Consider the following 18,211-nt stretch of genomic DNA (forward strand, 5'->3'; position numbering starts at 1 on the left):
GGCTGAGCAAGCAGGTCAATTACTCGTTTGCTCGCTCTCTCATTTACCGCTACAGGCTCCAGTATTGCAGCTCCTTCATCTTGCCGCGGTACAGGCCTTTGATATCGACCAGCACGGCGTTGTCAGAAGTAATGGACTGGAAGTAGGCCTCGTCTTTGGTGGCGTAAGGCGTGTGGCTCACGGCCACAATCACGGCATCGTAGTCGGTGCGCACATCATCGTTGTGCGTCAGGCGGAAACCGTACTCGTGGTGTAGCTCGTTGGAGTCGGCGTGTGGGTCCACGATGTCGACGTTCACCGAGAAGTTTTTCAGCTCCTGAATCACATCGGCCACCTTCGAGTTGCGGATGTCCTCCACGTTCTCCTTGAAGGTAGCGCCCATCACCAGCACGCGGCTTTTGGCCACATCCTTGCCTTTTTTAATCATCATCTGCACCGTTTTGCGGGCGATGTAGGCTCCCATGTTGTCGTTGGTGGTGCGGCCCGAGAGAATAACTTTGGCGTCGTAGCCCAGCTCTTTAGCCTTGTAGGTCAGATAGTAAGGGTCAACACCAATGCAGTGACCACCCACCAGACCGGGCGAAAACTTGAGGAAGTTCCACTTGGTGCCGGCGGCTTCCAGCACCTCGTAGGTGTTGATGTTCATGCGGTCGAAAATCATCGACAGCTCGTTCATCAGGGCGATGTTGACATCGCGCTGGGTGTTTTCGATGATTTTGGCAGCCTCGGCCACGCGGATGCTGCTGGCGCGGTGCACGCCGGCCTTCACCACCAGCTCGTAGACTTTGGCAATGGTGTCGAGGCTCTCATCGTCGCAGCCAGCCACTACTTTCACGATGCTCGTGAGGGTATGCTCCTTATCGCCGGGGTTGATGCGCTCGGGCGAGTAGCCCACCTTGAAATCGGTCGGGAATTTCAGGCCCGAAAGGCGCTCCATCACCGGAATGCAGTCTTCCTCGGTGCAACCGGGGTACACGGTGCTTTCAAACACCACGTAGTCGCCCTTTTTCAGTACTTTTCCTACTGAACCCGAGGCTCCAAGCAGCGGCTTGAGGTCGGGCTGGGCATGCTCGTCAATGGGCGTGGGCACGGCCACGATGTAGAATTGCGCCTGGCGCAGCACCTCCAGCGAATCGGTGAAGGTGATGTCGCAGCCTTCAAAGTCCTTCTTTTCGAGCTCGCCGCTAGGGTCGATGCCTTCTTTCATCTGGGCCACGCGGCCGGCGTTGATGTCGAAGCCAATCACCTTGAGCTGCTTGGCAAATTCGAGGGCAATGGGAAGGCCTACGTAGCCGAGGCCGATGACGGCCAGGGTGGCCTCTTTGCGCAATAGTTGGTCGTACACGAGCGTAATGTTCAGTTGCTAATTTTCACGGTTAGTTGCTGATTTTCGGCAACTTATTGGTAGTGCGTCCCAGTGGCCGAACCGTACGGCCGTCGGGACTCAGTTCATATTTTTCGGCGCTTTCGGGGCAGGTGGCGCGGCCTTGCGGGTCGAAATCGAGGCGGTGGCCATAGGCGCTCATCCAGCCCTGCGGGCGGGCGGGCGTGCCGTATACGAGGGCATAGGCCGGAACGTCGTGCGTGACCACGCTGCCCGCGCCCACGAAGGCGTAGCGGCCCAGCCGCGTGCCGCATACGATGGTGGCGTTGGCCCCGATGGTGACGCCCTGTTCTAAATAAGTGGTCTGGTACTGGCCGGGGCCTTTGCGGGGCACGGCGCTACGCGGGTTTTTCACGTTGGTGAACACCACGGAAGGCCCGAGGAATACGTCGTCTTCGCAGATGACGCCGCCGTAAAGGCTCACGTTGTTCTGCACCTTCACGTTGCGGCCCAGCGTCACGCCGTCGGCCACAAACACATTCTGGCCCAGGTTGCAGTCTTCGCCGATATCGGCCCCGGCGCAAACGTGGCTAAAGTGCCAGATGCGGCTACCCCGGCCTATCTGGCACCCCTCGTCGAGGATGGCCGTGGGATGGGCGTAATAATCGGGGGTGGTGTGGGGCATTCGGGGCAGGCGGGCGGTTTAGCCCGCAAAGGTAAGGAGAAGGGCGGGGTTGGCTTCGTACTTTTGGGTAATTCCCTTATTGTGCTTGCATTATGGCTTCGCTTGCTGACCAAACTGAACCTGCCAGCTACGTTTCGCCCGAAGAATACCTGCGCCTGGAGCGCGAGGCGGAATTCTAGCACGAATATTTCCAGGGTGAAATTCGCGCCATGGCCGAGGCCGTCTACGCGCACAACCTGATTTGCGCGAACCTGACCGGCGAACTTTACAGCCAGCTATGCGGCAAAGGCTGCTCGGTAGTGGGCAGCGACCAGCGCCTGCAAATCATGAGCGGCAGCGCCAATACCTGGCGCTGGATGCCCAGGCCATTCACGCCGAGTTGCACACGCTGGACCACCTGGGCCGCTCCGCGACCTGAGCGCCGTGCTGGATTTGAGCAGCATCGCCTGCCAGGTGCCGCTGGCCGAGGTGTACGCGGGAGTAACGTTCTAAAGCTTCACGCACACATTCTGCGCCTCGGTAAAAAACCGCAGCGCCTCCAGCCCGCCTTCGCGGCCGACACCGGAGTTTTTCATGCCGCCGAAGGGCGTGCGTAGGTCGCGGTGCAGCCAGGTGTTTATCCAGACGATGCCGCTGTGCAGCTGGTGGGCTATGCGGTGGGCGCGCTGCAAATCCCGGGTCCAGAGGGTGGCGGAGAGGCCGTAGTCGGTGCTATTGGCCATCATCAGAGCCTCCTCATCAGTGTCGAAGGGCGTGAGGGTGACGACCGGGCCGAATATTTCCTCCTGGTTGGTGCGGCAGTCGAAGGGCAGGTTTTCGAATACGGTAGGCTCCAGGAAATAACCCTCGGCACAACGGCCGGGCACGGTGGCGCGGTGGCCGCCAGCTAGGAGCTTGCCGCCTTCTTCGTGGGCCAGCTTGATGTAGGCCAGCACTTTGTTCAAATGTGCTTCGCTCACCAGCGCGCCTTGTTTGGTATCGGGTTCGAGCGGGTCGCCGATTTTCTGGTCCTTGAGTTGCTTGAGAAACTCGGTTTTGAAGGCCTCGTAAATCGGGCGCTCGATGAAGATACGGGAGCCGCACAGGCAAATCTGGCCCTGGTTGGCGAAGCTGCTGCGGATGCTGGTGGCTACGGCGGCGGCCAGGTCGCAATCGGCGAAGATGATGTTCGGGTTTTTGCCACCCAGCTCTAGGCTGAGCTTTTTGAACATGGGCGCGGCCGTGCGGGCTAGGTGCCGCCCGGTGGCCGTGCCGCCCGTGAAGCTGATGGCCTTGATGCCCGGATGCTCCACGATGGCCTGCCCGCAGTTCGGCCCATTGCCGTGGATGATGTTGAGCACGCCCGCCGGCAGGCCAGCTTCGATGCACAGTTCGCTCAGCAAAAAAGCGGTGGCCGGGGTAATTTCTGAGGGCTTGGCCACCACGCAGCAGCCCACGGCCAGGGCCGGGGCAATTTTCCAGGTGAAGAGGTAGAGCGGCAGGTTCCAGGGCGAGATGCAGCCTACCACGCCCACGGGGTGGCGCACGGTGTAGTTCACGGCCACGCCGTCCTGCACGTGGGCTTCGGTGGCGAAGTGGCCGGCGGCGGTGCCGAAAAAGTGGAAGTTGGAGGCCGCGCGGGGGATGTCCATGGCGCGGGCCAGAGTAAGGGGCTTGCCGTTGTCCTGGCTTTCGGCGCGGGCCAGGCGGTCAAGGTTGGCGTCGATGAGGTCGGCGATTTTTACCAAGAGGCGGCCCCGGTCTTCGGCGGGCAGGGCGCGCCAGGCGGGTAGGGCGGCTTCGGCAGCGGCCACGGCGGCGGCCACGTCTTCGGGACCGGAGTCGGGAATCTGGCCGTATACCTGGCCGGTAGCGGGGTCCACGTTATCGAGGTAGCGGCCGGCCTGCGGCGGCACCAGTGCTCCGTTCAGGTAGTTTTGAATGCGCAGCATAAGAGCAAATGAACTGGTCTGTAACCTGGAAAAAGCGGGATAGACGCAAAAATCGGCTGGGCCTAATGCGGCGGCAAATGCAGCGGGAAACCGTTGAATACCAGCTTTCCTTGGGTATCGAACCAGTAAACATTGGTACTACGTGGCCGAATCAACAAGTCATCCACAATCATGTCGTCACCATAGATTTGCACGGCGATTTTATTGGCCGGGTTGCGCAGGTGAATAATGGTCGAATAGCGCGCCCAGTTGCCACTGATTTCTGTGCTATGGTTCAGGGATTCGTTTACCTGCTCAACGGGCTGCCCATCGGGTCCAAACTGCTGGTAAGTGAAGGCTGGCAGCCAATCAGTGGTTTTGGCATACGCCCAGATGCTCAGCTCGTACGTAGCCGTATCGGTAGCGACGGCATTCGGCAAGGTGCCCTCGAATACCGACAGTAGGTCTTTCTGAGAGTGTGCCGCCCCTGGCCGCGTAAAGCTGATTTCACCGCGGGCTTGCTCACCACCAAATGTTTGCCACACGATGCCGGCCCCGGGCTGGGTGCGCCACAGCGGGCCATCTTTCACCAGCTGGCCCTCGTGGGCGGCAAACCATTCTGCTTCTTGCTGCGGCCGGACGGTGGCAAACGCACTCAGGGGCAACTCATAGAGCTTTACTTTTTCATACGTAGTGAGCAGGCGGGCACCCCGGCGGAGCAACGCCTTCTCAGCCGGCCGCAGGGAATCGACGGAGGAAGCCACTATGAGTAGGGGCCGCTGGTCGGGGAACGTGGCGGGCAGGCTTTTGGGCGTGAGGTCGGACGAGAAGAGCTCCAGCAGGCGCAAGGTTTGCTCGATGCTGGTGCGCGACATCATGGTAGCGGCCAGCGGCAGGTGCAAATGGAGCGCCGCCCGGAAGCTCTCGACGCTGCTGGTAAACGTGGGCTCGATGCCGAACTTCTCGGAGCCCAGCGAAAAATAGGGCAATGGCAAAATAGCCTGGTAGCGCGACGAATAATATCCCACACTGGCCAAGGCATTGCTGTAGCCCTCATTTTCGCCCAGGAAGCCGCTGGCTATTTCGTTTTTTATGGCGGGGCTGGTTATCGCCTCTATCTGATACTTGGCCTCAACGCCCCACACCAGCAGCACCGCGCCCAGCATGGTGAGGCCGAACTTGGCCAGCCGGTGCATGCGCAGCAGGCGGTATAGCTGCCAGTATTGCAGCGCGGCCCACACGGCAATTACGTAGTAAAACAGCCAGGCAAAGCGGCCCAACGCGCGGAACTGCTTGATAGCGGGCATCAAATCAAGCAAATGGGCAAAAGGGGCGAAAATGAACGGCCACGCCATGGAAAACAACAGGATGGGCACCACGGCCCACACCGTGGCGCGCAAGGTGCGGGGCAGCACCGGCCGGCCAATGAGGCCCGGCCGCCGACGCCAGAGGTAGCCCACCATCCGCAGCACGGCAATGACTAGGGCGATGACCACGGGCAGTCCCACGTACGCCCACCCTTCGTAAATGGGGTCTTCGGTATGAAAAACGTATTGGAATACTTTGGAAAACGGCTCCACTACGGGGCCAAAGACGCTGGCGGCGTTGGCATGGTAGGCCAGCAGGCCGTAGGGGTTGACGGGGCGGTCGGTGATGGGGTCCAGCAGCAGGGTGATAACCCGGAAAATGACCAGCGGGGTCAAGCCGGCGGCCACCAGCCACGCGGGCAGCTGCCACCAGGTTTTTTCACGGCGCAGCTGTTGCAGCGCCATCACCACTGCCGTGGCGAAGGGCAGCAGCAAAGCATGCAACAGGTAGTAAGGGTGAATAAGCGCCAGCAGCACGGTCGTGAGCGTGTACCAGCCCATCCACCGGGCCCGGGCCCGAGTAGTGCCAGCCTCGGTGAGCCGCACCTGCAGGTACCACAGCAGGGGCACCACGAAGGGCAGCGCCAGGGTAAGATGCCCGCCAATGCGGTGGAACTGCGGCGACAGAAATACAATGGTGAGCGTGACGAGCGCGCCAAACCACCGGCCCACGCCACTGCGGCGCAGCAGCGCATACACCAGCGGCGTAGCCGGCAGCGAGGACAGCAGCACCGCCAGGTTGAGGGAGGCCACAATGCCCGCCGGGCTGATGCCAAACACGGCCTGCCAAGCCTTTAGCGCCCACGCCAGCAGCGGAAAGCCATCGGTGTAGATGAATTGTTCGCCGTAAGGGTAGTGCATGCCCGTGAACTGCAGCCCGTGGTCGTAGAGCACGTAGTACACGATGGAAAAGTATGTTTTGAGGCCGTCGCCCCCCGGCACGAATAAGTATTGGCCGGGGTGCAGCAGTATCTCGCCCACCCGGGCAAACAGCAGTACCAAATGCACCAGCAACAGAACGGCCACTGTAATGCGCTCCGGGTGCCGCCGCCATAAATTCTGAAAAAATCTCATCATACTAAATCAGGATACAGCAACCCGAGGGGTTGCTTTCCGCAAAGGGCAGCGGAAAGACTGCCTAACCAAACGCTACAACTACTTAAAACCTGAAAATTACATCGCCCCGGCGACTACGGCATTGAGCGCGGCGGCACCAGGTCGGCATCGGTTTCGCGCACCAAGTAGGGCGGGCGCTGTTTCGACTGCACAAATAGCCGGCCCAAATACTCGCCCATGATGCCCAGCACCAGCAGCTGAATGCCACCGATGAAGAGCACGCTAATCAGCACCGACGCCCAGCCAGGCACGGCCCGGTTGGTGAATATCAGGATGTAAAGCGCATAAAACCCATAAAGAAAGGCCAGCGAAGATACTGCCGCTCCGGCCAGCGTGGCAAAGTGCAACGGCCTGACACTAAAAGAAGTAATGCCGCTCAATGCCAGCTTCACCATCTTGCGCAGGGTGTACTTGGTGGTGCCGCGGAAGCGCGGCTCGGGCGTGTACTCCACCCGTTTCTGGCGAAACCCCACCCAGTGAATGAACCCGCGCAGGAACAGCTCCACGTCGGGGCTGCTGCGCACCACGTCGGCCACCCGGCGGTCGATGAGGCGGTAGTCGGCCGTGCCCGGCTCAAAATCCACGCTCGACAGCTTGTTCATCAGCCCATAAAAGGCCGCCGAGGCCCGGCGCTTGAACCAGGGCAGTTTTTTGTCTTCCCGCCGCTGGGTGTATACGATGTCGAACCCGGCCAGCCAGTGCCCCAGCAGCACGGGAATCAGATACGGCGGATGCTGCAAATCCGCATCCAAGGAAATAATGCAGTCGCCGGTGGCGTAGTCGATGCCGGCGCGCAGGGCGCTCTGGTGGCCGAAGTTACGCGACAGCAGCACGTAATGAATTTCGGGGTCTTGTGCCCGCAACTCGCGCAGCACCCGCTGCGTGTCGTCGCGCGAGCCGTCGTCGACGAATATCAGTTCCCGCTCGTAGCGGGTGCCGAGGTGTTCTTTCACCCGGGCCGCTACTTCGGGCAAGTTTTCCTCTTCGTTGTAGGCAGGGATAACGATAGAAATTTTCAAGTGCAGGATGCCGGCGCAATCACAACAGGCCAAAAACGTACTTTAAAATGGAATCAGGGGGGGCGCGCGGCTTCTCAAAGCTACAACACATATCCCGTCAAAGCCTTTGCCGGGGCCGGCGACAGCCACAGGCCGAATAGTGGAAAGCGGCCAGCGGAACCCCTCTTAATTGGACCGTGAAGGTCTCGTCACCCATGCCTTAGCAGAAAATGAATCGGGCGGGTGTGTTTAGCCGCCTTCCGCAAACGCGGCGGCCCTAACTTGCAGGCTGTTTCTTCCGCGTCTGATTTCCTGCCCATGCCCGTTCAAGTTGAAAGTGCCCAGCCCAAGTCCGGTTTGCTGAGCACCGCGTCCTTTTCACGATGGAAAGTTGGCCTACTGGCCTTGCTGCTGCAAACGCTGCTGCTCGCCTACACCTTCTCTGCCCTGCTCTTCCACCCCGGGCAATACCTGATAGTAGACCACTACGACGGCATCAAAAGCTACTTTTCGGTGGCCTCGTTTCTGCGGCAGCCCATGGGCAGCGGCATGCTGCTGCACGGCCACAACTACCCTTTTGGGGAGTATATGTACTACACCGACAGCACCCCGCTGGTGGTGGCCCCGCTGCACGCGCTGGTGCAGGCCGTGCCCGCGCTGGCCCCTTATGGCCTGTATCTCTACGACTTATTTATCCTCTCCAGCCTTGTCGTCAGCACCGGGCTGCTGGTGCTCATTCTGCGGCGGCTGGGCATGTCGGCCTGGCTCACAGTACTGCTGAGCGTGGCCTTGCCGTGGCTGGGGCCGCAAACCTACCGCCTCCAGGTGGGCCACATGAGCCTGGCCTACACGCCGGCCATCCTGTTTATGGTGTGGGGCTTGCAGCGCCTGTACGCCGCCTGGCGCGCCGACCAGCCGCTGGCCCGGCACTTTGCGCTGCTATTCGTGAGCATTGTGCTCACCTCGTGGCTGCACTTTTACTACCTGCCGCTGATAGCCGGTACGCTGGCCTTTTTTGTGCTGGGGCTGCTGGTGGAAGGCTGGCGCACGCGGCGGGCTTGGGTGCCGCTGGTGGTGGGCACGGGCGCTACACTGCTGGGCTCGGCCATTTTCACCTGGGGCCTGCTGCAATGGCTGGATGCGCGCTATAAGGAGCGGCCGGTGGGCAGCGGCGGCTACGACTGGATAGAGTGGAAATTCCAGTTCGGGGCTTTGTTCCGGGGCTATATCTATAACAAAGTGCGTTTTCCGCTAGAGCGCACCGCTTATATTCCCTACGAGTCGTCGGCGTACCTCACCAGCTTCGTGCTCTACGGACTGCTGCTGGTGGCTGTTCTGGTGCTCATCAAGCGCTTGCCGGCCGGTGCCCGCCTGCCCCGCCCCGAAACCGACGACCACTACCACTTCCTGAAGCTGCTGCTGCTGGCCAGCCTGCCCTTTGCACTGGCCGCCCTCGGCGAAAACATTGACCTCGACAACGGGCAATACGTGGTGCACAACTACCTCAACGTGTTTCTCTGGGTTCATAAGGTGACCGAGCGCATCACTCAGTTCCGGGCGCTGGGGCGGTTCATCTGGCCGTTCTGGTGGGCCGTGGTGCTGGGCTTCAGCTGGTATGCGCAGCGATGGCAGCGGCTGGCGGGCCTGCGCTGGGCGCTGGCCGTGCTCTGCATCCTGCTGGTGGTGGATACCCTAAATGCTGCCCACTTTTACCACACTGACACGCAGCGCAGCAACCTGCTTACCAACACGGCCGATACCGACGCGGCCCGCCAGCTAATGGGTTGGCCCGAGCCCGGCCGCTACCAGGCCATTCTGCCCCTGCCGTTCTACCACGTAGGCACCGAATTTCAGGACCGGCCCAACCTGAACATCGACCCCGACGACCCGCACTGCAACACCACCTATCAGCTCTCCATGGTATCGGGGCTGCCGCTGATGGCCCACAAGGCCACGCGCGCCATCACCTCCGATGCCGAGGCGCTGCTCTCCCCGTTTGAGCCTGGCGGGCCTTCGCAGGCGCTGCTTTCGCGGCTGGACCAGCGCCCGATTCTAGTGTTCCTGGACACGGCCTATTTCGACGGCCGCAACAACTACTACCGCGACATGCTGAAGGACCGCCCCGAAATGCTGGCGCGCTTCAACCGCATGCCCACCTTCCCGCAGGAGCAGCACATGCGCCGCCTGCGGCACCAGGGCAGCTGGTCGCTCTACGAGTGGTACCCCAAAGGTACCCCGGCCCAGAAATAGCCCTAGCGGGCCGTTGCAGTTGCAACCATAGCGAAAATAGGCCGCCATGCTGAGCATGACGGCCTTTTTTATTCCGTTGTCTGACTGCTACCGATTCTGCGAGGCGCTGGCGGGCATGGCCAGGTTGGTGGCCGAAATCAGGTACAGGGGCCGCTGGCGCACGTTGGCCGAGAGGCGGGCCATGTACTCACCGATGATGCCAATGGCAATGAGCTGCACCCCGCCCAGAAAGAGAATGCTAATCATCAGCGACGGCCAGCCGGGCTGGTAGTCGTGCGAGACAAACCGCGAATAGAGCGTGTAGAGCATCACCAAAAAGGCAATACCTGACACGATGAACCCGCCAATAGTAGCGGCCTTGAGGGGCACGTCGGAGAAGGCGGTGATGCCGTCCAGGGCCAAGCGTATCATTTTGCGGTAGGTGTAGCCCGTTTCGCCGCCGGCCCGCTCGGCGCGGTCGTACTCGATGTAGGTTTGGCGGTAGCCAATCCAGGAAATCTGGCCCCGGATGAACTTGTTCTGCTCCGGCATCAGGCGCAGGCCCTCCACCACTTTGCGCGAGATGATGCGGAAATCGCCGGTGTCGACGGGAATGGAAATGCTGGTGATGCTGGCCAGCAGCCGGTAAAACAGGCGTGCCGTGAGCTTCTTGGCCACGCTGTCGCCCTGCCGCGAGCGGCGCTTGGCGTACACCACTTCAAAGCCCTCGTGCATCTTCTGATACAGCACCGGAATGAGCTCGGGGGGGTCTTGCAAGTCGGCATCGATGATGACCACGGCCTCGCCGCCGGCCCGGTCCAGGCCGGCCGTCACGGCAATCTGGTGGCCGAAATTGCGGCTGAAGTCGATGTAGCGCACCCGCTCGTCGCGCGCGGCCAGGTTCAGCAGCATGGGCAAAGACTGGTCGCGCGAGCCGTCGTTGATGAAAATCAGCTCGAAGCCGCCGGGCAGGGCCATGGGTTCCAGCACGCTCAGCAGGCGGCGGTACAGCTCATCGATGTTGGACTCCTCGTTGTAGATGGGAATTATGACGGACAGCTCCACGCAGGTTGGGAAAGAGTAAAAGAAAGGGAATCAGTCAGGTAATACGTTTTGAAACAGCTCCGGCTACCCATTGCAGCGGAGGAGTACGGAGGTTGAGAATAGCGGCGCATCGGCCCAAACGGGCATCAACTACGCTGGTCAAACGGGTTCAGCAGGCCTGTTTAGCAGGAGTTGAGCCCCGGCTACTCGCAGCAAAGTTAGTTGGCTATTAGAGAGTAGGCGCATGGCCCGTAGATTGGGCCGCCTCAACAAAAGCTACTTCGCCACTACGTTCATCAGGCCCACTTCCCAGGTATCGTTGGTGAACAGGACGAGGCGCTTGCGGCCGGCCACTTCCGGTTGTTCATTCCGGCGCGCCAGGTAGCCGTAGGACTGGCTTTGGTTGAGCTCTTCATCGGCAAAGACGTACTTGCCAAAGCGCTTGACGCTGTAATTCCCGTTTTCTACCGTCACCTTGGCTTCGCGCTGAAACTGCGCCGGCGGGTAGTTCAGGTAAAACAGCGTGTACACGTAAGGCAGCGGCATGCTGGGCGTGATGCGGACCTGCTCAACACCCCAGAGGTTTTCGGCGGCCTTGAAAGCATCGCCCAGCCCGTCGTTGAAGTCCGTTATTATCCGGCTATCCCGGTAGGAGGTGAAGTAGTCGTTGATGGCCAGGCCGCCGGCTACGGCCACCACCGCTACCGCGCCCCAGCGGCTGGCCTGCATCAGCACCACCGGCCGGATGCGGCTGGTGATGGTGGCTACAGCCCACGCCGCCAGCACGATGCACGGCAGATAGGCATGGTTAAAGCGGTTCACATTCAGCCCAAAAGAGAAGAACAGGCTGAGTGAAGCCACAGCCCACGCCGCAAAAATGGCCACCACAATGCCCTGGGGCGAAGCAAATGCCTGGCCCCGGCGCTGCACCAGCTTCCAGAGGCCCAGCAGCAGGCCGATGACGGCCAGCGGCACCACGAAATCGAACAAGGGCTTGATGCCGGGCAGCACGTTGTAGCTCGTGCCGTCGTCGAACCCATTCAGGAGAAAATCCATGTTTAGCTGCGCCGTATCCAGCCAGCTGCCGCCAGCCACCTGGCTCATGCGCGTGGAGGGCAGCAGGGGCGTGCTGAAAAAGAGCACATCGGTCCAGTCAAGATTGCGCTGCACCACGTAATTCTCAATAAAAAACAGCGCGAATGGCGCGGCCACCACGCCCAGTAGGCCCAGCGCCAGGAGCCAGCTTTGCCACCGCGCCCGGATTTGCGCAAAGCCCAGCACCGCGATGATGCCCAGCAGCCCCGGCAGCACCAAAACGGTGGTGCCGTAGGCGTACAGGCACAGCCCAAACGGAATCAGGGAGGGAATAATCCAGCGCCGCCGCCCGGTGATGAAGGCCCGCGACACCGTGGTGCAGCCCAGCAGCATGAAGAAGGGCACGAGGTTGCTTTCCAAGGCCCAGCGCGAGAGCATGAAGTGCCACGGCACCACCGCCAGCAGGAAAGTGGCCAGTAGCGCAGCATACCGCCCGAGGGGCCGCAGACAGAAAAACAGCAGCGGCAGCGCCAGCAGGCCCAGCGCCAGCGGCACCAGCCGGGCTGTGAACACATTCATTCCGAAGAGCTTGATAACCGGCACCGAGAGGTAGGCCAGCAGTACGTTTTGCCCGCTGCCCCAGCCCGGGAAGTAGGCGGGCAACACATTGCCCCACTTATCCATGCCGGTTTCGGCCAATGACAGCGACTCGTAGGCGCTGGCTGCCTCGTCCTGGTTGAAGCCTGGCGGAATGTGCGGGTAGTGGCTCACGCGCACCAGCGTGCCAATGGCCAGCACCAGCACCACCAGCAGGATATAAAGGAAATCAGCTCTTTTCATGCGTGGTCGTGGTGGCCCGGCTGGTTAGCCAAAAATATTTTTGATAGAGCCCGCTGGTTACGGCGCATTCTTGCGCAATTGCGGGCCAATAGACTTTAATTATCAGCCCCGTAGCTACCTCCCGCCACTACCGGCACGGAGGCCGCGCCCGGCCAGATGTGCTGCCACTCCGTGCGCCACGCCATGAGGCGGTAGAGCTTGAACAGCCCCAGCGCAAGGGCCACCCCAAACAGCCCGGCCACGAACTGCGGCTTGAAAATGAGCACCTGATAATTCTGGAGCTCCAGAAACCGCAGGCAGGCCTCCAGGTTGAGGAAGTAGGCCACCGATACCAGGCCCAGCAGCCAGTAATCGCGCCGCAAAAAACCGTACGCGGCCAGAAACAGCATGGCCGCGTGCCAGTACCGCTCGTGCATCTGGGTATTGAAAAACGCAAACGCCAGCGGAATCAGCCCGCAGCCCAGCAGCACCACGGCCATGTTGAGGGTGGGCAGGGCCGCGTAGCGGGCACGCCGCGCCCGCACCTGCGCAAGAACCATCACCAGCAGGGGCAACAGGGCCAGGGCCGATGCTGTGCCAAAGAGTAGCAGGCCCCAGTTGTGGTACGTGAGGCCGGCCAAGGGCATGGTATCCACCACCATGCCACCCGCCGCCTCCGGGGCCAGCAGGAACCAGAAATTATAGGCATTCACCGACACAAACGGGTAGGTTTGGGTGGCGTTCAGGTTGATGTCCAGAATGCGGGGCACGTAGTTTTCCCAAGAAAACCAGATGAACGGCGTGAGGATGAGCAGCGCCACCACCGCCACTGCCGCACTGCCCCGCACCAGTTGCCACGGGCGATGCGCCCACAGCGGCCCCCACAGCAGCAGCAGCGGCGGCAGGAAAATGATGGCCTGCGTTTTGGCGGCCAGCGCCAGCAGGTAGCACACCATGCTGCGCACGGTGCGCTGCTGCACCGCCCACACCACGGCCCCAAACACCAGACAGGTATAAATAGCATCTACCTGCTCCCAAATAAGGGTATTGTAGAGGTAGCCGATATTGAAGAGCAGCAGCAGCGCCAACCCAAACCGCCGGCCGCGCTCGGGCACCAGCGAGGCGGCCCAGAAGGCCCCCGCAAAATCGAACACCAGCACCAATACCTTTATCCAGTGGCGGTAGTGCTCAATTTTGGCCACGCTGCCCATCAGCCAGCCAAAAAACCACAGGAAGTAGTGGAACAGCGGATTGTAGTTGTTATCGGGCACTTGGTACACGTTGCCCAAGCCGTGCTCGAACGTGTAGCTGGCCCATCGCACCCAAAAATCCACGTCGCCGGGAAAGCCGGCTTTGGGCACCAGCAGCAGCAGCAGCACATAGAACAAAACCGCAAACGTAGCGCGCTGGCGTAACGAGTAATTATCCATCCAAAAGTTCAGACTAGTAGAAGTTCAAAGGTACTAGCCGGACTTTCATTGCACGCAGCCATTGGCCCCACACGCGGCCCGAGGCGCGGCCTGGTGCCGCGGCCGCACTTATCTTTACTTCGGGCGCAGCCATGTATTTCTGTGCCGGGCACTGGCTATGTTACGGAGCGTTTTCTGGTTGATTATGGCGGGTGGGCTGGCTTCGGCAACCACGGCGGCCGGCCAAAGCCGGCCCGATACGCTCCGGCACGCCCAGTGGCAGCTGCTCTGGGGCAGCGAGTTTAACACGCCCGGCGACAGCAGCGTGGTGGCCGACCACTGGCGGTTTGCCTACCCGTGGGGCCACAACCTGGGCGGCTACGAAGACCAGTACTACAGCGGCCAGCAGGTCGCCGTCGATTCGGCCGGCCTGCTGCACTTGCGGGCCCGGCGGCGGGCCGAGCCGCGTCCCTACGCGGGCCGGCAGCTACACTACGAATCCGCCCTGTTATTTAGCACTCACCGGCGCGATTCCCTCATGTCGGCAGGGTGCCCGGAGGGCAGCACAGGCTTTTCCTTTGGGCTGTTTGAGATTCGGTGCCGGCTGCCCCGCAAGGAGGCCTCGTCGTCGTCGTTCTGGCTTTTCGGCCACCCCGATGAAGTGGATGTATTTGAAGCCGGCTCGCCCCCGGAAATCATTGGCAACAACATTATCCTATGGAGCCACCCCTACTGGCGGCCTGGGCCACTCGGGGCCGACAAAGAATCATCGCAGAGCTTTTACTACTGGCCCGGGCCGGGCAGCATCACCGACGATTTCCACACCTTCGCCCTGAGCTGGCAGCCCGACGAGATGGTATACTACTTCGATGGCATCGCCATTCGGCACGAAACCCGCTACCTGCCGCTGGGCTGCCCACTCGATGTGATTGCCAACCTGGCCATGATGAGCTGGTCCCGCGACCGGGCCGACACATACGATATTGATTACATCCGGGTGTATACCTCACGGCAGCCGGCCCCCACGCCGCCGGTTACGCCCGTGGGGCCGGTGGTGGGCGTGGGGCGTCTGCCGCGCGCCACGGTTGCCGTGCTGGGCGAGGCCGGGGCCGAAATGAGCTGGCAGGTGCAGGAGCCGCCCGGCCAGCGGCCCCGCCTAGCCTTGCAGCAAAACCTCAACCCCCGGGAGTTTAACTTCCTGGCGCTGCCCGTGCGGCAGCGCTGGCTCACGCCGCTTGTGGCCTACCACGATGTGAACTCGCCCCGGCACCGTATTGCCTCGCCCGATGGGGGCCGCTCGTCGCTCAGCTGGACGGTTTATGACCTGTGCGGCCAGCCCGTGCTCAGCGGGCAGCAGCTGCCCGCAGCCGGGTGGGAGCTGGCCTGGCCGACGCTGGCCCCGGGGGCCTATTCGCTGCGTCTGCGCATGGGTACCTGCCAAGTGCGCCAAACGATGTACGTGCTCGGGCGGCCCGACGAGGTGGTGTTTACGCCCGAATGGCTGGCCCCGCCGACCCAGCTGCCGGCGGCGGCCAACGACTAGCCCGTGGGCTACACCGGCACGGCCGGGGCCGGCTCAGGCTCGCGGAGCTTGGCGCGCTGCTGGCGGAAAGCATCAAAATACTTCTTCAGGCGCAGGATGGGCTTTTCCACCAGCTCGTAGGAAGCCGCCGAGATGATGAGCGTGAACAGCAGCACCCACCCGATGAAAAACGAGGTATGAAACATGGGAAACGCCCGCACCAGCGCAAAAATCACGAACCCGTGGAACATGTAGATACCGTAGGAAATCTTGCCGAAGTAGTGGAAAATGGTGCGCCCGCGCCACTGCACCGCCGAGTCCGGGTTGAAGAGTACGTTGCCGATGAAAAAGGCAATAACCCCGAGGAACACATACTTCTTGAAGGACAGCAGGAAAATATTGTCCCAGTTGCCATAGGCATCGTTGGCAAAAACCAGTAGGGTGGCGCCGTACAGCATCCAGCGCATGGCGGCCGGCACGCGTGGCAGCCCGTAGCCATGGAAATGGGCGTAGGCAAATAAGGAGCCGATGGCCAGGGCATCCCACCGGCACAGCGTGTGGAGATACAGCGTGTTATAAGTGCCCGGCTCAAAGTAGAAATAGTAAATCCGGGTGAGGAAGCTGAGCAGAATAACCGCCCCAAACACGGTGGTGAGCTTGGGACGTGGCACAAACGCGATGAGCAGCGGCCACACCAGGTAAAAATGCTCCTCGATGCAAATGGACCACAGGTGGTTGACGGCGGTAGAGCCCCAGCCGTTTTTCATCAGGTCGAAATTGCCCAGAAATAGGAGGTGCATGGGCATATTGGCGGCCGGCTCGTGGGCGAAGTGCGTGAGCACGGGGGCCATGGCCACGCAGAAATAGTACAGCGGCCAGATGCGCAGCACCCGCCGCATGTAGAAGCTTTTGATGTCGATGCGGCCGTACCGCTGCTTTTCGACCAACAGCAGGTAGGTGATGAGGAAGCCGCTCATCAGAAAAAAGATGTCTACTCCAATATTGAAGCTACCCACAAACACCTTGAGCTTGAGGGCCCACCACGCGGGCTGCCCATCGGGGCCGGTTGTAGCAGCCGCAATGCGCGGCACGTCGGTCCAGTGGTCGTAGCTGTGCGTGATGAGAATGAGCACAGCTGCCAGGAAGCGGACAATATCAAGGGGCTGGAAGTACGGAATCGGAGCCGCCGGCGATACGCCCGCCATGGGCTCGTCCGTGAGGGCAACAGTAGTGGAGGAAGGGGATGACACGAAGCGGAATAAATTAATTTAGCCCCTAAAGTACAATCCACCGTCCATTTACGGGTACCGCGGTGTGCTTGGGAGCAAAATCTGCCCTACCTTTATGCGCCTAAAAAGGTCCTCTAATCATTTTATGAAAAAACATATCTACTTAGTGCTGGCTCTGGCCACTCTGGCCGGCTGCGGCGACAAGAACGGCAAATCGCGTCCCGACAACTTTCTGGCAGGCAATGATTTTGAAGAAATAGAAGGCTGGAACGGCGACGCTCCTCTGCCGGTATCGCTCACCCGCGAAAAGGCGCACTCCGGCATTTACTCCATGCGCGTGGGTCCGGATGTGGAATATGCCAGCGGCTTCATTGGCACCGTGGGTAAGATTAGCCCCACGCGTCTCACCAAAATCAAGATAAAAGGCTGGGTATTTGTACCGGCCGGGCAGCCCGGTGGAGCCATCGTTACCCAGGTTATCGACCCGGACAAGCAGGGCGCATCGCCCCTGCTCTGGGAAGCTCTGAGCTTGGAGACTGCGGTGAAGAAACGTGCCGAATGGGTAGAAATTGAAAAAACGCTGACCATGCCGGCCAACCTCAGCCCCACCAACAAGCTGTATATGTACCTGTGGCGCGGGGCCTCCCCGACCAGCGTAGCTTACATCGACGATATGGAAATTCTGCGGGCCGAATAACCTACGCGAAGCGCTATCTTTTGTTGATGCGCCGGCCCGTAGCACTTTCGCTACGGGGCCGGCGCATTTAATTTTACGCAGGTTTTGCAACAGGCTTACTGCCCCAGCAGGCCGTACTTGAGAATGCAGTAGATGGCCCGGAAGCCGTCGCGCCAGCCTATTTTTTTGCCTTCGGCGTAGGTGCGGCCGTAGTAGCTGATGCCGACTTCGTAGATGCGCACCTCCGGCACGCGGGCCACCTTGGCGGTCACTTCGGGCTCGAAGCCAAAGCGGTTTTCCTCCAGCTTCAGGCCCTGAATAATGTCGCGCCGGAACAGCTTGTAGCACGTTTCCATATCGGTCAGGTTCAGGTCGGTCACCATGTTCGAGAACAGGGTGAGCCAATAGTTGCCGATGCTGTGCCAGAAAAACAGGATGCGGTGCGGATTGCCCCCGATAAAGCGCGAGCCGAAAACCACGTCGGCAAACCCTTTTAATATGGGCTTTATCAGCAGGTTATACTCTTCCGGGTCGTATTACAGGTCGGCATCCTGAATGATGATGTAGTCGCCCGTAGCCTCGCGGATACCCGTGTGCAGCGCGGCTCCCTTGCCCTGGTTCACGGGATGCTCCAGCAGGCGGAGGCCCATTTCGGGGTAGCGCGCGGCATAGGCCCGAATGGTGTCGGCCGAGGCATCGGTAGAGCAGTCGTTAACGAGAATAATTTCCTTGCCGATATTATTCACCAGTTCTAACTCCCGCAGCAAATCCAGAATCTGGTGAATGGTGCGGGCCTCGTTGTAAACCGGAATAACGATGGATAAGGTGTCGAATTTTACCACAGGAAA

Annotated in this window: 13 protein-coding genes and 1 pseudogene; 4 read left to right on the forward strand and 10 right to left on the reverse strand. The window is 60.7% G+C overall.

The window, feature by feature from the left end; genetic code table 11:
• Window positions 1-49: 49 nt before the first annotated feature.
• Window positions 50-1,345, reverse strand: coding sequence for a nucleotide sugar dehydrogenase (locus tag ACYU70_RS19730; RefSeq protein ID WP_342301259.1), 1,296 nt, complete (start codon window positions 1,343-1,345; stop codon window positions 50-52).
• 31 nt (window positions 1,346-1,376) lie between these two features.
• Window positions 1,377-2,009 carry an acyltransferase gene (locus ACYU70_RS19735; protein WP_342301261.1) on the reverse strand — a complete coding sequence of 211 codons (633 nt, stop codon included), beginning with the start codon at window positions 2,007-2,009 and terminating at the stop codon, window positions 1,377-1,379.
• 277 nt (window positions 2,010-2,286) lie between these two features.
• Between ACYU70_RS19735 and ACYU70_RS19740 the strand changes: the two genes are divergently transcribed.
• A complete protein-coding gene (locus ACYU70_RS19740) occupies window positions 2,287-2,427 on the forward strand; it encodes a hypothetical protein (protein WP_460616084.1) in 141 nt (46 codons plus the stop codon).
• Window positions 2,428-2,497: 70 nt separating this feature from the next.
• Here ACYU70_RS19740 and ACYU70_RS19745 read toward each other — a convergent pair whose 3' ends face one another.
• From ACYU70_RS19745 to ACYU70_RS19755, 3 genes are all read right to left on the reverse strand, one after another.
• A complete protein-coding gene (locus tag ACYU70_RS19745) occupies window positions 2,498-3,940 on the reverse strand; it encodes an aldehyde dehydrogenase (RefSeq protein WP_342300750.1) in 1,443 nt (480 codons plus the stop codon).
• 62 nt (window positions 3,941-4,002) lie between these two features.
• Window positions 4,003-6,312, reverse strand: coding sequence for a glycosyltransferase family protein (locus tag ACYU70_RS19750; RefSeq protein WP_342300748.1), 2,310 nt, complete (start codon window positions 6,310-6,312; stop codon window positions 4,003-4,005).
• A gap of 164 nt (window positions 6,313-6,476) precedes the next feature.
• Window positions 6,477-7,421: a glycosyltransferase family 2 protein gene (locus tag ACYU70_RS19755; protein WP_342300746.1), complete on the reverse strand. Its 945-nt coding sequence runs from the start codon at window positions 7,419-7,421 to the stop codon at window positions 6,477-6,479.
• A 297-nt stretch (window positions 7,422-7,718) separates the two neighbouring features.
• Between ACYU70_RS19755 and ACYU70_RS19760 the strand changes: the two genes are divergently transcribed.
• The gene (locus tag ACYU70_RS19760) at window positions 7,719-9,650 is read left to right on the forward strand and encodes a hypothetical protein (protein ID WP_342300745.1); all 1,932 of its coding nucleotides are present in this window, start codon (window positions 7,719-7,721) and stop codon (window positions 9,648-9,650) included.
• Between the two features lie 87 nt (window positions 9,651-9,737).
• Here ACYU70_RS19760 and ACYU70_RS19765 read toward each other — a convergent pair whose 3' ends face one another.
• The 3 genes from ACYU70_RS19765 to ACYU70_RS19775 all read right to left on the reverse strand — a co-directional run bounded on the left by ACYU70_RS19765 (window position 9,738) and on the right by ACYU70_RS19775 (window position 13,957).
• The gene (locus ACYU70_RS19765) at window positions 9,738-10,694 is read right to left on the reverse strand and encodes a glycosyltransferase family 2 protein (protein ID WP_342300743.1); all 957 of its coding nucleotides are present in this window, start codon (window positions 10,692-10,694) and stop codon (window positions 9,738-9,740) included.
• 255 nt (window positions 10,695-10,949) lie between these two features.
• Window positions 10,950-12,548: a glycosyltransferase family 39 protein gene (locus ACYU70_RS19770; RefSeq protein WP_342300742.1), complete on the reverse strand. Its 1,599-nt coding sequence runs from the start codon at window positions 12,546-12,548 to the stop codon at window positions 10,950-10,952.
• A 95-nt stretch (window positions 12,549-12,643) separates the two neighbouring features.
• The gene (locus tag ACYU70_RS19775) at window positions 12,644-13,957 is read right to left on the reverse strand and encodes a hypothetical protein (protein ID WP_342300740.1); all 1,314 of its coding nucleotides are present in this window, start codon (window positions 13,955-13,957) and stop codon (window positions 12,644-12,646) included.
• Window positions 13,958-14,114: 157 nt separating this feature from the next.
• Here ACYU70_RS19775 and ACYU70_RS19780 point away from each other — a divergent pair, with 157 nt between their 5' ends.
• Window positions 14,115-15,479 carry a glycoside hydrolase family 16 protein gene (locus ACYU70_RS19780; protein WP_342300739.1) on the forward strand — a complete coding sequence of 455 codons (1,365 nt, stop codon included), beginning with the start codon at window positions 14,115-14,117 and terminating at the stop codon, window positions 15,477-15,479.
• 8 nt (window positions 15,480-15,487) lie between these two features.
• Here the strand turns inward: ACYU70_RS19780 and ACYU70_RS19785 are convergent, their stop codons facing one another.
• Window positions 15,488-16,708 carry an acyltransferase family protein gene (locus ACYU70_RS19785; protein ID WP_342300738.1) on the reverse strand — a complete coding sequence of 407 codons (1,221 nt, stop codon included), beginning with the start codon at window positions 16,706-16,708 and terminating at the stop codon, window positions 15,488-15,490.
• 124 nt (window positions 16,709-16,832) lie between these two features.
• Here ACYU70_RS19785 and ACYU70_RS19790 point away from each other — a divergent pair, with 124 nt between their 5' ends.
• Window positions 16,833-17,384, forward strand: a complete 552-nt coding sequence (locus tag ACYU70_RS19790; RefSeq protein ID WP_342300736.1) for a carbohydrate binding domain-containing protein — start codon at window positions 16,833-16,835, stop codon at window positions 17,382-17,384.
• A gap of 95 nt (window positions 17,385-17,479) precedes the next feature.
• On the opposite strand, the pseudogene ACYU70_RS19795 reads toward ACYU70_RS19790, so the two are convergent.
• Window positions 17,480-18,205, reverse strand: a pseudogene (locus tag ACYU70_RS19795) (glycosyltransferase family 2 protein).
• Window positions 18,206-18,211 lie beyond the last annotated feature (6 nt).

The organism is Hymenobacter segetis, assembly GCF_054776495.1.

Coding starts and splice junctions, on each gene's coding strand:
- ACYU70_RS19775 (WP_342300740.1), bottom strand. CDS start 13,957: ATGGATAATTACTCGTTACGCCAGCGCGCTACGTTTGCGGTTTTGTTC.
- ACYU70_RS19735 (WP_342301261.1), bottom strand. CDS start 2,009: ATGCCCCACACCACCCCCGATTATTACGCCCATCCCACGGCCATCCTC.
- ACYU70_RS19760 (WP_342300745.1), top strand. CDS start 7,719: ATGCCCGTTCAAGTTGAAAGTGCCCAGCCCAAGTCCGGTTTGCTGAGC.
- ACYU70_RS19790 (WP_342300736.1), top strand. CDS start 16,833: ATGAAAAAACATATCTACTTAGTGCTGGCTCTGGCCACTCTGGCCGGC.
- ACYU70_RS19770 (WP_342300742.1), bottom strand. CDS start 12,548: ATGAAAAGAGCTGATTTCCTTTATATCCTGCTGGTGGTGCTGGTGCTG.
- ACYU70_RS19745 (WP_342300750.1), bottom strand. CDS start 3,940: ATGCTGCGCATTCAAAACTACCTGAACGGAGCACTGGTGCCGCCGCAG.
- ACYU70_RS19780 (WP_342300739.1), top strand. CDS start 14,115: ATGTTACGGAGCGTTTTCTGGTTGATTATGGCGGGTGGGCTGGCTTCG.
- ACYU70_RS19740 (WP_460616084.1), top strand. CDS start 2,287: ATGCGGCAAAGGCTGCTCGGTAGTGGGCAGCGACCAGCGCCTGCAAAT.